Here is a 12,536-nt window from a genome sequence, read left to right as displayed (position 1 = left end):
GGCCGGGTTTGAGCCAGGTCAAGGCGCGGTCATTGCGTAGGTCGGAGGCTGCCTTCCTCAAGCAGAAGGAGCGGTCCGATGTCGGGCGGGCAAATAGCGTATCTGGGTCTGGTGGTGGCGGCATTCACGGCGTTCGCCGTGGTGTTGTTCGTGACCTACATCCGGGTGAACATGAAGTAGGGCTTTCAGCTCTATCCCTCACCGTCATCCCGCGCTTTATGCGCGGGGCCCTGGTCCAGCTTTCCTGGGAGAGCGAACCTCACCGCGCGCTCGCGGCGGATGGATGGGTTCCGCGCACAGGGCGCGGGATGACGTCGTCCGGGGCGCCGGGGGCGGAGAAGTCCACCCGCCTTCCACACACCGCCGCCGGCTTCGCGCGGTGGCTGACCACCACCAGGCCCTGTCCCGTGCGGGCCAGGCGCTGCTCCAGGCGGGCGACCACGAGCGCTTCTGTCGCCGCGTCGAGGCCCTCGGTCGGCTCGTCCAGCAGCAGCCACGGAGCGTTCCTCAGATAGGCGCGGGCGAGAGCCAGGCGGCGGCGTTCACCGCCCGACAGCCGCTCGCCGTCGTCGCCCAGATAGGCGGCGAGGCCCAGTGGCGCGGCGCGGATCCGGTCGGCCAGGGCGGCGTCTTCCAGCACCGCCCACAGCTGCTCGTCGGTCGCCTTGGGCGCGGCGATGCGGAGATTTTCGCGCACCGTGCCGGCGATCAGGCTGGCGTCCTGCGGGAGCCAGGCGAAGGCTGACCGGGACCGTGGGGCTTCACCCCGAAGCCCCAGCAGCGTCTCGATCGCGGTGGTCTTGCCGCAGCCGGACGGACCGACGATCGCCAGGCGCTCGCCGGGGTTCAGGGTCTCGCCGAGGATGGTGAGGGCTGGAACGCTCTCGAGCGTCGCCGCGGGCTGGGGCTGGTGGCGCAGGATCGTGTCCAGCCGCTCGCGCGCTTGCCGCGCCGCGCCGTCCTGGTCGAAGGCGTGGGCGAGGCCCGCCAAGGCGTCCACACCCATGGCCGCGGCCAGCCCGGCCAGCGCGGCGAGCGCTGGACCAGCGGAGGCCGCGCAGGCGATGGCCGAGGCGACCGCCGCGCCCAGGATCACGGCCTGGCTGGCGAGGATCAGGCCCTGGGCGCGAGCCGCGGCGATGCGGGCCTTGTCGAGCTCGGCGGCCTTGGCGTCCAGGACCTGGCCCGCCCAGGCTTCCAGGCCGTACGCGCGCAGCTCGGTCGAGGCGGCGACGAGCGAGGCGGCGGTCTCCTTCAGCGCTCCGACCCGCGCCTGGATGGCGGCGCGGGCCGGGGTCGAGAAACGCTGGGCCAGGTCGCGGGCGGTGAGGATCGCGGCGAGGGCCGCGCCCAGGATCACGACGGCGGGCGCCCAGCCGGCGAGGGCGGCCAAGGCGATGGCGGAGGTCATGCCCGCCACGGCGCTCCAAGGAGCGGACAGGCGCACGAAACGGGTCTCGATCGCGTCGACGTCCTGCACCAGCCGGGCCGAGGCTTCGCCGCGCGACATCGCCAGCGATTCCGAAGCCGGAGCGGCGGCCAGGCCGGCGAACACCGCCGGGCGGATGGCGGCCAGTGCGCGCAGGGCGGCGGTATGGCCCGACAGGCGCTCGCCGTAGCGGGCGGCGGTCCGGCCGATGGCCAGGAAGCGGATCATGGCGCTGGGCAGCAGCACGTTGAACGTATGGGCGGCGCCCAGGCCCGCCGCCCCGGCGATGGCGCTGGCGACGATGAACCACCCCGACAGGCCCATCAGCACGGTCGAGGCCACGCCCAGCACGACGGCGCTGGCGATGGCCAGGCGCAGGGCCCCGGCGCGTTCGCGCTTCTGGGCGCGGATCAGGGCGTCGAGCGGACTCACAGTCGCACCACTTGGTCCGCGACCGCCGCGACCGCCTCCGAGTGCGTCGCGATCAGGGTCGTGCGGCCTTGGGCCGCGGCGCGGATCGCGGGCAGCAGCGCGGCTTCGGACGCGGCGTCCAGGTTGGCGGTCGGTTCGTCCAGCACCAGGATCGGGGCGGGTTTGAGCAGGGCTCGGGCCAGGGAGAGGCGCCGGCGCTCGCCGCCCGACAGGCCGCCGCCGCGCTCGTCCAGCATGAAGTCCAGGCCGCCGGGACGATCGAGAACCAGGCCCACGGCGCCGGCCGCCGCCTCGATCTCGGCCCGCGTGGCGTCGCGGCGGGCCAAAGCGATGTTGTCGGCGATCGAGGCGGGCAGGATCAGCGGCGACTGGCCGGCCCAGGCGATGTCGGCGGGGGAGGGCGCGGCGCTGTCGGCCAGGATCCGGCCACCCGTCAGGGGCGCCAGGTCCAGCAGCAGGTTCAGCAGCGAGCTCTTGCCCGCGCCGCTGGGGCCGACCAGGGCCGTGATGGTCCCGGCTTCGGCGGTGAGACTGAAGATCTCCACGGCCGGCGCGTCGGCGTCGGGGTACCGGACCGTGACGCCCTCGAAGCGGATGGTCGGAGCCTTGGCCAGTGGCGTGGCGGCCGGCCTCGCCTCGGGCGCGACGAAGGTCGAGAGGCTGGCGCTGGCGGCCTGGGCGGCCTGCCGGTCGTGATAGGCGGCGGCCAGGCGGCGCATCGGGGCGTAGACCTCGGGCGCCAAGGCCAGCACGAAGAAAGCGCGCTTCAGATCCAGGGTTTCGGGGACCGGGAAGGGCAGCAGGCGCAGCAGGTTAAAGCCGCAATAGACCGCGACCAGCGCCACCGACAGGGCCGCGAAGAACTCCAGGGCCGCCGAGGAGATGAACGCCACGCGCAGCACCCGGATGGTGCGCTCGGCCAACTCGGAGGCCGAGCGCTTGAGGGCGGCCGTGGTTGGCGCCTCGGCCTGGAAGGCCAGGACCACGGGGAGGGCGCGGACCCGGTCGAGGAACAGGCCGGACAATCGCTCGAGCGCCAGGAACTGGGCGCGGCTTTCGGCGGCGGCGGCCGTGCCGGCCAGGACCATGGCGACGATGAAGGGAATGAGGGTCGCCAGCAGGATGACGGCGCAGATCGGGCTGGCGATCGCGGCGACGGCGATCATCAATAGCGGCAGGACGGCGGCCGACAACCGGGCGGGCAGGAAGCGGGCGACATGGCCGTCCAGGGCCTCGACGCCTTCCACCAGCGCGGTGACCGCCTCGCCGGTGGGGCGACGCGGGCCGCCAAACGTGTTTTTGCCGAAGATCGAGAGGGTCAGTTCGGCGCGGACCCCGGTCTTGGCCTCGGCGGCGGCTTGCGCGCCCGCGGCCGCGGCCAGCCGGGCCAGCAACCCGCGAATCGCCATGGCCGCGACCGTCAGAGCCAGCCACGGGGCCAGGGCGCGATGTCCGGCGATCGCGTCGACGCCAAATGCGAGCCCCGCCGCGAAGGCGATCGCGGCCAGGCCGTCCAGCAGCGTGAACAGCCGCGCGCGCCGGCCCGCCGGGCTCCCGGAGCGCTCAATGCGGTCCAGCCAGGCCTTCCCCGCGGATATGTGATCAATCTGTACTATGCGGGCGCCCATGGGTTGAGTGTAGGGTCGGTTCATCCGGAAGCCTTGATCCTGATCAAGGACCGGGCGGTTGCGGCGGTCTAGGAGCTTTGGCTCTCGATCGGCGTGATCTTCGGCCGTTCGTCTCGGAGCTGTCCATGGACCCCGCCGTCATAGATCTGTCGCGCCTCCAGTTCGCGCTGACCGCCCTGTACCACTTTCTGTTCGTGCCGCTCACCCTTGGGCTCAGCTTCATGCTGGTCATCATGGAGAGCATCTATGTGATGACCAAGCGGCCAATCTGGCGAACGGTGACGCGCTTCTGGGGCGTGCTGTTCGGCATCAACTTCGCCCTGGGCGTGGCCACTGGCATCACCATGGAATTCCAGTTCGGCATGAACTGGTCCTACTACTCGCACTATGTCGGCGACATCTTCGGCGCCCCGCTGGCGATCGAAGGGCTGATGGCGTTCTTCTTGGAGGCCACCTTCGTCGGGCTGATGTTCTTCGGCTGGGACAAGCTCAGCCGCGTCGGGCACCTATTCGTGACCTTCCTGGTGGCGCTGGGCACCAACCTGTCGGCGCTGTGGATCCTGGTCGCCAACGGCTGGATGCAGAACCCGATCGGCGCGACCTTCAATCCCGACACCATGCGCATGGAGGTCTCCAGCTTCCGCGACGTGCTGTTCAACCCGGTGGCCCAGGCCAAGTTCGTGCACACGGTCAGCGCCGGCTACGTGATCGCCTCGGTGTTCGTGCTGGGGATCTCGGCCTGGTACCTGCTCAAGGGCAAGCACATCGGCGTGGCCAAGCGGTCGATGACCGTCGCGGCGGCCTTCGGCCTGGCGTCCTCGCTGTCGGTCGTCGTGCTGGGCGACGAGAGCGGGTACGCCCTGACCGACAACCAGAAAATGAAGCTCGCGGCCCTGGAGGCCATGTGGGAGACGGAAGCGGCTCCCGCCGGCCTCACCGCCTTCGGCATCCCGGATCTACGGGCTCGCAAGACCCACGCCGAGATCAAGATCCCCTACGTCCTGGGCCTGATCGCCACCCGCAGCTTCGACAAGCCGGTGGAGGGCATCTTCTCGCTGGTCGCCAAGGCCGAGGATCGCATCGAGAGCGGCGTCATCGCCTACGGAGCCGTTGAAGCGCTGAAGGTCAATCCGCGGGACGCCGCCGCCCGCGCGACCTTCGAGCAGCACCGCCGCGACCTGGGTTATGCGCTGCTGCTCAAGCGTTATGTCGCCGATCCGCGGCAGGCCTCGCCCGAGCTGATCAAGACGGCCGCCTGGGACGCGGTGCCCAACGTGCCGGTGATGTTCTGGAGCTTCCGGATCATGGCCGGGATCGGGGTGCTGATGATCGCGATGTTCGCCACGGCCTTCGTGCTGGTGACGATGCGCAAGCATGACACCAAGTGGTTCCTTTGGATCGCCGTGGTCGCCCTGCCGTTGCCGTGGATCTCCACGGAGCTGGGCTGGGTGCTGGCCGAGGTGGGGCGTCAGCCCTGGGCGGTCGACGGCGTGCTGCCGACCTTCCTGTCCGCGTCCAGTCTCTCCGTGCCGCAGCTGCTGATCAGCATCGCGGCGTTCACCCTGCTGTACGGCGCGCTGGCCGTGGTCGAGGTCGGCCTGATCCTGCGCGCCATCAAGAAAGGCCCGTTCGCTCAGCACGATCCCGTCCCGGACGGTGAGCCCGCTGAACCCGAACCGGCCGTGGCCTAAAGGAGCGCTGAGTCATGGAACTCCCTATCGACTACGCCACCCTTCGCGTCATCTGGTGGGCCCTGGTGGGCATCCTCCTGATCGGCTTCGCCCTCACCGACGGCTTCGACATGGGCGTGGGGGCCTTGCTGCCCTTCGTCGCCAAGACCGACGCCGAGCGGCGCATGGTCATCAACACCGTCGGCGCCACCTGGGAAGGCAACCAGGTGTGGTTCATCCTGGGTGGCGGCGCGATCTTCGCGGCCTGGCCGTTCGTCTACGCCATCAGCTTCTCGGGCTTTTACCTGGCCCTGTTCGTGGTGCTGGCGGCGATGATCATGCGGCCGGTCAGCTTCAAGTACCGCTCCAAGCGACCGGACCCGCGCTGGCGCTCGTTCTGGGACTGGGGCCTGTTCGTCGGCGGCTTCGTGCCGGTGCTGTGCTTCGGCGTGGCCCTGGGCAACGTGCTGCAAGGCGCGCCCTTCCGCCTGGATAGCGATCTGCGGGCCTTCTACGAGGGCAGCTTCATCGGCCTCTTCTCGCCGTTCGCCCTGCTGTGCGGCTTGCTGTCGGTGGCCATGCTGGTGCTGCACGGCGCGGCCTGGCTGACCATCAAGGCCGAGGAAGGGCCGGTCACGGAGCGGGCCCGCCTGTTCGGCGAGATCGCGGCCCTGGCCAGCATCGTGCTGTTCGCGGCCGGTGGCTTCTGGGTGGCGTTCGGCGGCATGGGCTTCCGGATCGAGGGGCTGGCCGACGCCGCCGGGCCGTCCAACCCGCTGCGCGGCGCCGCCGCCGTGCGGGCTCCCGGCGCCTGGCTGGACAACTACGGCCGCCACGGCTGGATGATGATCGCCCCGGTGCTGGGCTTCGCCGGCGCCGCTCTGGCCCTCTATGGCATGCGGTTCAACAAGGCCTGGGCGGCGTTCGGCGGTTCGTCGGCCTCGACTGTCGGCATCGTGGCCACCGTGGGCCTGTCGATGTTCCCGTTCATCCTGCCCAGCAGCTTCGATCCGCGCTCCAGCCTGACGGTGTGGAACGCTTCGTCGACCCACCTGACCCTGTTCGTGATGATGATCGTCACGGCGGTCTTCCTGCCGCTGATCCTGCTCTACACGGCCTGGGTCTACAAAGTCCTGTGGGGGCGCAGCACCACCGGCGCCCTCGCCACCAACCCTGACCTGTACTGAGGAGAGAAACCCATGTGGTACTTCACCTGGATCCTCGGCCTGGGCCTGGCCGTCGCCTTCGGCGTGCTGAACGGCATCTGGTACGAGTTCAATCTGTCGGACGAGGGCGACGAGGGACTGTCGGAGCCCTGAGCCGACTCAGTTCGAGGGGCGCGACAATCCAGCGCGCCCCTTTCGAGCTCAGCCTTAACGCTTGTTAAAGGGCCGCCGGGTTCTTCTGGCATCCAGCCACGGGAGCGCGTCGACCGCCGCTCCGGGCCAGTCATCGACCGGGGAACACCATGACCGACAATACCGCACCCGCTCTGGAGCTGATCTCGTTCTGCATCGGCGAGCAGGAATTCTGCATCGACGTGAAGACGGTCCGCGAAATCCGCGGTTGGACCCCGGCCACCCCGATCCCGCACGCCCCGGCCTACATGCGCGGCGTCATCAATCTGCGCGGCGCGATCATGCCGGTCATCGACCTGCGCAACCGTCTGGGCCTGGGCGTCACCATCCCCGAAACCCGCCACGTGATCGTGGTCGTCGAGTGCCAGGACCGCCTGGCCGGCATTCTCGTGGACGCCGTCTCGGAAACCTTCACCGTGCCGCGCGACAGCCTGCAGCCGGCCCCGGATGTCGGCGTGGAAGAGCTGCGCTACATCCAGGCGATCATCTCGATGGAAAACCGCCTGATCACCTACCTGCGCATGGACGATGTGTTCCCGACCGTGGTCAGCGAAGCGGCTTGATCCTGATTTCTCCTCCCCCGTTGGGGGAGGTGGCCCAGAGGGCCGGAGGGGACGGCTCGGCGTAGGTCGGCGATGCTCCCTCAGTCGGCTTCGCCGACAGTTCCCCCAGAAGGGGAGCAGATTAAAAGAAAAGGCCGCCGGGGTTTCCCTCGGCGGCCTTTTCTCTGTCTGGTTTCCGGGGGCTCAGCCCTTGCGGACGATCCGCGCCGCGGCGGCGTGGAAGCCGGCTTCGGCGGCGGCCAGGTCGGCCACGGCGCCGTGGCGGTCGCGGGCCACGCCCATGTTGCTGGCGGCGTAGCTCTCGGAGACCTTGCGCGCCTCCTGGGCGCGCAGGGCGGCGTTGGAGGCGGCGGTCTCGTGCCAGGTCGCCAGGCTCTCGGCGGTGACTTCGGCGTTGGCGTCCGGATGCGGGGCAACCTCGCCGAAACCGATGGCCACGAAGCCGTGGATTACGCCGCCATAGTCCTCTTCCGACAGCAGGAAGGTGATCTGACGCTCCTCGGCCTGGCCGGTGTAGGCGTCGTCTTCCGGATCGAACTCACGCAGCACCAGGATGTCGCCGACCTTGAACTCGCGGTCGTTGCGGCGAATCTCGAAGCGCTTCTGGCCCGAGCGGACGGCGGCGAAATACTTGGGCCAGGTCTTGAGTTCGTGGCGGTTCATGGTGGGCTTCAATCTGGAAATGGGAGGCAGGGGTTCTGGCTGCGGAACCCTAGCGCACTGTTAATGGCTCAAACATATCCCCAGCTCCGTCATCCCGCGACTTGTTCGCGGGACCCATTTGTCCGCTGCAGGTGCGGAGCAGAACGACGCTCTCACGTGAAAGCTGAACGATGGGTCCCGCGCATAAAGCGCGGGATGACGGGTTGGTGAGGACTCTAATTCACTCGTCGATACACAGCCGGACGATCTCCGCGCGCAGTTCCGGCATCCCTAAGCCCTTCTCGGACGAGGTTGCCAGCACGCGCGGGAAAGCGGCGGGGCGCTTGGCGATGGCTTTCAGCGTCTCGGCCACGACCTTGTCGACTTCATGCGGCTTGATCTTGTCGGCCTTGGTCAGGACGATCTGGTAGCTGACCGCCGAGACGTCCAGGGCGTCCAGCGCCTCCAGGTCGACCTTCTTGAGGCCATGGCGGGCGTCGATCAGGACGTAGACGCGCTTCAGGTTCGGACGACCACGCAGATAGGCGCGCCCCAGATCCTGGAACTTGTCGGCGATCGAGCGCGAGACGCGGGCGAAGCCGTAGCCGGGCAGGTCGACCAGGCGCACCTGCTCGGCCAGCAGGAAGAAGTTGATCTCCCGCGTGCGGCCCGGCTCGTTCGAGGCGCGGGCCAGGTATTTCTGGCCCACCAGCCCGTTGATCAGGCTGGACTTGCCGACGTTGGAGCGGCCCGCGAAGGCCACTTCCGGAAGGTCGGGCGCGGGCATGGTGTCCATGCGCACGGCGCCCATCATGAACGAGACGGGCTGGGCGAAGAAAACCCGCGCCGTCTCGATCTGCTCCTCGGAGAACTCGGACTTGTCCGAGAAGTCGGGAGTGATGATGGGTTCGTCGGTCATCAGGTCGCGCTAGCGGGTTTGCCCTTGAAGCGGGCGATGATCTTGTCGATCGGGTTCTCGACCTGGTAGCGGCGCATGATGATGTACTGCTGGATGATGGTCAGGATGTTGCTCCAGCACCAGTAGATCACCAGGCCCACCGCGAACTGCGACAGGGTGAAGGTGAAGATGATCGGGAACAGCTGGAAGATGCGCTGCTGGATGGGATCGCCGGCCGGCGGGTTCATCGCCGTCGTCAGCCACATGGTGAAGCCGTACAGCAGCGGCCAGACGCCGATGTGCAGGCTGGTGCCCAGGATGCCGCCGATCAGCGGGGCCGTCGCCGGATCCCACGGGATCGCGCCGAACAGGTTGAAGATCGTCGTCGGGTCGCGCGCGGACAGGTCGTGGATCCAGCCGAAGAACGGCGCGTGGCGCATTTCGATGGTGACGGTCAGAACCTTGTACAGCGAGTAGAAGACTGGGATCTGCACCAGCATGGGCAGGCAGCCCATCATCGGGTTGATCTTCTCCTTGGCGTACAGCTGCATCATTTCCTGCTGCTGTTTCGCCGGGTCGTCCTTGTGCTTGGCCTTGAGCTTCTCGACCTCGGGCTGGATCTTCTTGATCTTGGCCATGCTCTCATAGCTCTTGTCCGCCATCGGATAGAGAACGAGCTTGAGCACGACGGTCAGCAGCATGATGGCCAGGCCGAAGTTGCCGACCAGCTTGTAGAAGATCTCGAGGATGTTGAAGATCGGACGGGTGAACATGGAGAACATGCCCCAGTCCACGGCCCAGTCGAAACGCGGGATCTCGGCCTTGCGGCTGTCCCAGAACTTCCACCACTCGGGCGCCTGGCCGTTGTACTCGTACTTGCGCAGCAGCGGCACGGTCTTGGCGCCGGCGAACAGGCGGGTCTTCTGGGTCAGGGTCGCGCCCGGGTTAAGGGCCTGGGTCGGACCGACGATGTTGACGTCATAGACATCGGTGCCGCCGACATTAGTCATGCGGTACTGGGCCTTGATGGCCTGGTCCTGGCTCGGGACCAGGGCCGCCAGCCAGTACTTGTCGGTGATACCGGCCCAGCCGCCGACCGAGTCGAAGGTCGTGAGCGGCTTGTCCTTCTTCCACTTGCCGTACTTGTTCAGCTCAAGCTTCTGGTCCTTGCCCGAGCCCAGCACGCCGATGGCGCCTTCGTGGACGATCTGGGTCTTGCCCAGGTGGTCGGTGATGCCCTGGCGCTGGACGGTGGCGTAGGGGGCCAGCTGGAATGCGGCGGTCCCGTTGTTCTTGACGCTGTCGGTCACGGTGAACATCGCCTGGTCGTCGACGGCGATGACGCGGGTGAAGGTCAGGCCGGCGCCGTTGTCGAACGTCAGGGTGACGGGGGTGTTGGGACGCAGCACCTGGCCCGGCGCGGCGGTCCAGACGGTGCGGCTGTCGGGCAGGCCCGGCAGGTTGGCGCCTGCCCAGCCGAAATCGGCGAACCAGGCGTGCTCAGCGCCTTCCGGACGGAAGAGCTCGACCGGCGGCGAGCCCTTGTCGGTGGTCTCGGCGTACTTGCGCAAGAACAGGTCGTCGATGCGGCCGCCCTTCAGGGCGATCGAGCCCGACAGGGCCGGGGTGTCGACCACGACGCGCGGGCTGGCGGCCTTGGCCGTGTCGCGTGACAGGCGCAGCGGGGCCGGGTTGCCGTTGGCGTCCAGCGTCACGCCCGGCTGGGTCGCGACCTGGGCGGCGACGGCCTTCTTGGCGCGCGCCTCGGCCTCGGCCTTGCGCTGCTGCGGACCCAGGACGAAGAACTGGTACCCGATCAGGATCGCGAACGCGCTGACGATGAACATCAGCGTGTTTTTGTTGTCGTTCTGCATGGAGCGCTTAACCGGAAACTCTGGGATCGGGTGGTTGGGAACAGGCGACTTCAGATGATGCGCCAGGCGATCTGGAGGATGGGGGCTTGGGAACCTTGGGTCCCCCGCGATCGTACTCGGCGGCGAGGCTTATCAGCGCGGTTTTGACGTCGTCAAGCAAACGCCCCCATTCGCGCGTCGTGGTTCCTCCACGCGCTATGAACACATAGTCGTGCGAAGGGCGCGCTAGAAGGGGCAGGACCAGCCGAGCGGCCTCCCGGAGACGGCGTTTGGCGCGATTTCGGTCGACGGCCCCGCCGATCTTCTTGGTGGCGGTGAAGCCGACCCGCACCGTGGGGTCCTCGTCGGGGCGTTTGCGCATCTGGATGAAGACGGCGCCGCGCGAAAGCGCCGGGGCCTTGGCCGCCAGCAGGAAGTCGGGGCGCTTGCGCAGCCGCTCGAACTTCAGCGCGGATTGGGCTTCAGCCATGAAAAAAGCCGCCTTTCCGGCGAGAACCTGAGACCAGGTCTGTGGAAAAGGCGGCTTTGATCATCGTCTTACCTCCCGAGGGAGGAAGAGAAATTAGGCGGTCAGGCGCTTGCGGCCCTTGGCGCGGCGACGCGCAACGATCTTTTGACCGTTCTTGGTGGCCATACGCGCGCGGTAGCCGTGACGGCGAGCACGCACGAGCTTCGACGGCTGGAAGGTGCGCTTCACGACGTGGCTCCGAAATGCAAAACGTTGAACGCGGTGACTAGGTCCCCGCGAGTGAGGGGCGGTGGATAAAAGAACGGGCGAGGGATGTCAACCTGAGTCGGTTCAGGGACTTAGAGAACTTGCCCCCTCCGCGCTGCGCGCTCCTCCCCCGGAGGGGGAAGAAAGAGGCGGTGCGCTCCTTCCGCCCGCCTTTGGGGGCGGACGACCGCGAAGCGGTCAGGTGGGGGGAAGCCTTACGGCGCAATCACCGCCTTGCCCACGACCTTCCGCTCGTTCAGCAGTTCAAACGCCTCCCGCCACCGCTCCAGCGGCAGTTCGGCATGCACATGCGGCCGGATCACCCCTTCGTCGGCCATCTTCCAGATCGCCTGCGCGTTCTCCCGCCCCTTCTCCGGAAACTGGCGGCCATATTCACCCGCCCGCACGCCCATGACCGAGAAGCCCTTGATCAGCGGCATGTTGACCGAGACCGTCGGGATCCGCCCCGAGGTGAAGCCGATGACTAGCAGCCGGCCGTCGAAGGCGATGCAGCGGACGCTCTCGTCGAACACGTCGCCGCCCACCGGGTCGTAGATCACGTCGGCCCCGTGGCCGCCGGTGATGGCCTTCACCTGCTCGCGGAAGCCCCCAGAAACGTCGCGGGTGACGTTGACGACCGCGTCGGGGGCGTAGAGCGCCTGCACGGCCGCCAGCTTGTCGTCGGAGGCCGAGGCGGCGATGACCCGCGCGCCGAGGGCCTTGGCCAGGTCCACCGCCGCCAGCCCCACCCCGCCGGCCGCGCCATGGACCAGCACCCATTCGCCGGGCTCCAGCCGCGCGCGGCGGACCAGGGCGACATAAGCGGTGAGGTAGGCCGCGCCATAGGCGGCGGCCTCGGCGAAGGACAGCCGCGCGGGCTTGGGCTTCAGAGCCTCGGCCGACAGTACCGCATACTCGGCGAACCCACCCAGCCGCGCCCCGCCGACCACGGCGTCGCCGACCTGCAGGCTCGTGACGCCCTCGCCCAGCTCCGCGACCTCGCCGGCGATGTCCAGGCCCGGCGTGAAGGGCAGCGGCGGCTTGAACTGATACTCGCCGCGCGTCATCAGCAGGTCGGGGAAGTTGACGCTGGCGGCGCGGACGCGGACCAGGACCTCGCCGGGGTTCACGGTGGGGAACGGAACGTCACGGACGGCGCAGCCGGCGAAGTCGGGCGCCAGGTCCTCGACGACGAGGGCGCGCATGGTGTTCGCCATCATGCCCCCTTCCCCTTCTGATGGGGGAAGGGTTGGGGATGGGGGTGACAGCGTTTCAGGATTTGGCTCGGCCGCGCGAAATCGTCTGGCGGCGTCACCCCCATCCCCGC

At 68.3% G+C, this 12,536-nt stretch carries 12 protein-coding genes; 4 read left to right on the top strand and 8 right to left on the bottom strand.

What is annotated here, in order from left to right; genetic code table 11:
• Positions 1 to 259: 259 nt before the first annotated feature.
• Together ACW173_RS03015 and cydD are read right to left on the bottom strand one after the other, a co-directional pair.
• Positions 260 to 1,861: an amino acid ABC transporter ATP-binding/permease protein gene (locus tag ACW173_RS03015; RefSeq protein ID WP_492083411.1), complete on the bottom strand. Its 1,602-nt coding sequence runs from the start codon at positions 1,859 to 1,861 to the stop codon at positions 260 to 262.
• On the bottom strand, positions 1,858 to 3,489 hold the full coding sequence (gene cydD / locus ACW173_RS03010) for a thiol reductant ABC exporter subunit CydD (RefSeq protein WP_492085878.1): 1,632 nt from the start codon (positions 3,487 to 3,489) through the stop codon (positions 1,858 to 1,860). The genes ACW173_RS03015 and cydD overlap by 4 nt, the downstream gene beginning before the upstream one ends.
• A gap of 125 nt (positions 3,490 to 3,614) precedes the next feature.
• Between cydD and ACW173_RS03005 the strand changes: the two genes are divergently transcribed.
• The 4 genes from ACW173_RS03005 to ACW173_RS02990 all read left to right on the top strand — a co-directional run bounded on the left by ACW173_RS03005 (position 3,615) and on the right by ACW173_RS02990 (position 7,080).
• Entirely contained in the window at positions 3,615 to 5,180 is a 1,566-nt protein-coding gene (locus ACW173_RS03005; RefSeq protein WP_492083410.1) for a cytochrome ubiquinol oxidase subunit I, read from the top strand.
• Positions 5,181 to 5,194: 14 nt separating this feature from the next.
• Positions 5,195 to 6,346 (top strand): cytochrome d ubiquinol oxidase subunit II, encoded by a 1,152-nt coding sequence (gene cydB / locus ACW173_RS03000; protein WP_492083409.1) that lies wholly within the window; start codon positions 5,195 to 5,197, stop codon positions 6,344 to 6,346.
• A gap of 12 nt (positions 6,347 to 6,358) precedes the next feature.
• Positions 6,359 to 6,478 (top strand): cytochrome bd-I oxidase subunit CydX, encoded by a 120-nt coding sequence (cydX, locus tag ACW173_RS02995; protein WP_492083408.1) that lies wholly within the window; start codon positions 6,359 to 6,361, stop codon positions 6,476 to 6,478.
• A gap of 149 nt (positions 6,479 to 6,627) precedes the next feature.
• A complete protein-coding gene (locus ACW173_RS02990; RefSeq protein WP_492083407.1) occupies positions 6,628 to 7,080 on the top strand; it encodes a chemotaxis protein CheW in 453 nt (150 codons plus the stop codon).
• A gap of 183 nt (positions 7,081 to 7,263) precedes the next feature.
• Here ACW173_RS02990 and ACW173_RS02985 read toward each other — a convergent pair whose 3' ends face one another.
• From ACW173_RS02985 to ACW173_RS02960, 6 genes are all read right to left on the bottom strand, one after another.
• Positions 7,264 to 7,743 (bottom strand): ASCH/PUA domain-containing protein, encoded by a 480-nt coding sequence (locus tag ACW173_RS02985; RefSeq protein ID WP_492083406.1) that lies wholly within the window; start codon positions 7,741 to 7,743, stop codon positions 7,264 to 7,266.
• Positions 7,744 to 7,963: 220 nt separating this feature from the next.
• Complete coding sequence (gene yihA / locus ACW173_RS02980; RefSeq protein WP_492083405.1) at positions 7,964 to 8,641, bottom strand: ribosome biogenesis GTP-binding protein YihA/YsxC; 678 nt, start codon at positions 8,639 to 8,641, stop codon at positions 7,964 to 7,966.
• Entirely contained in the window at positions 8,641 to 10,494 is a 1,854-nt protein-coding gene (gene yidC, locus ACW173_RS02975) for a membrane protein insertase YidC (protein ID WP_492083404.1), read from the bottom strand. Before yidC ends, yihA begins: the two co-directional genes overlap by 1 nt.
• A gap of 7 nt (positions 10,495 to 10,501) precedes the next feature.
• Positions 10,502 to 10,963 carry a ribonuclease P protein component gene (gene rnpA / locus ACW173_RS02970; protein ID WP_492083403.1) on the bottom strand — a complete coding sequence of 154 codons (462 nt, stop codon included), beginning with the start codon at positions 10,961 to 10,963 and terminating at the stop codon, positions 10,502 to 10,504.
• A 93-nt stretch (positions 10,964 to 11,056) separates the two neighbouring features.
• Positions 11,057 to 11,191 carry a 50S ribosomal protein L34 gene (gene rpmH, locus ACW173_RS02965; RefSeq protein WP_012284717.1) on the bottom strand — a complete coding sequence of 45 codons (135 nt, stop codon included), beginning with the start codon at positions 11,189 to 11,191 and terminating at the stop codon, positions 11,057 to 11,059.
• 233 nt (positions 11,192 to 11,424) lie between these two features.
• Entirely contained in the window at positions 11,425 to 12,429 is a 1,005-nt protein-coding gene (locus ACW173_RS02960; RefSeq protein WP_492083402.1) for an NADPH:quinone oxidoreductase family protein, read from the bottom strand.
• Positions 12,430 to 12,536 lie beyond the last annotated feature (107 nt).

Source organism: Caulobacter sp. ALps2, assembly GCF_058681635.1.
Note: the sequence above shows the minus strand (reverse complement) of the source record. Positions and strands in the feature narration are given on the sequence as shown.

Coding starts and splice junctions, on each gene's coding strand:
- cydD (WP_492085878.1), bottom strand. CDS start 3,489: ATGGGCGCCCGCATAGTACAGATTGATCACATATCCGCGGGGAAGGCC.
- ACW173_RS03005 (WP_492083410.1), top strand. CDS start 3,615: ATGGACCCCGCCGTCATAGATCTGTCGCGCCTCCAGTTCGCGCTGACC.
- cydB (WP_492083409.1), top strand. CDS start 5,195: ATGGAACTCCCTATCGACTACGCCACCCTTCGCGTCATCTGGTGGGCC.
- cydX (WP_492083408.1), top strand. CDS start 6,359: ATGTGGTACTTCACCTGGATCCTCGGCCTGGGCCTGGCCGTCGCCTTC.
- ACW173_RS02990 (WP_492083407.1), top strand. CDS start 6,628: ATGACCGACAATACCGCACCCGCTCTGGAGCTGATCTCGTTCTGCATC.
- ACW173_RS02985 (WP_492083406.1), bottom strand. CDS start 7,743: ATGAACCGCCACGAACTCAAGACCTGGCCCAAGTATTTCGCCGCCGTC.
- yihA (WP_492083405.1), bottom strand. CDS start 8,641: ATGACCGACGAACCCATCATCACTCCCGACTTCTCGGACAAGTCCGAG.
- yidC (WP_492083404.1), bottom strand. CDS start 10,494: ATGCAGAACGACAACAAAAACACGCTGATGTTCATCGTCAGCGCGTTC.
- rnpA (WP_492083403.1), bottom strand. CDS start 10,963: ATGGCTGAAGCCCAATCCGCGCTGAAGTTCGAGCGGCTGCGCAAGCGC.
- ACW173_RS02960 (WP_492083402.1), bottom strand. CDS start 12,429: ATGATGGCGAACACCATGCGCGCCCTCGTCGTCGAGGACCTGGCGCCC.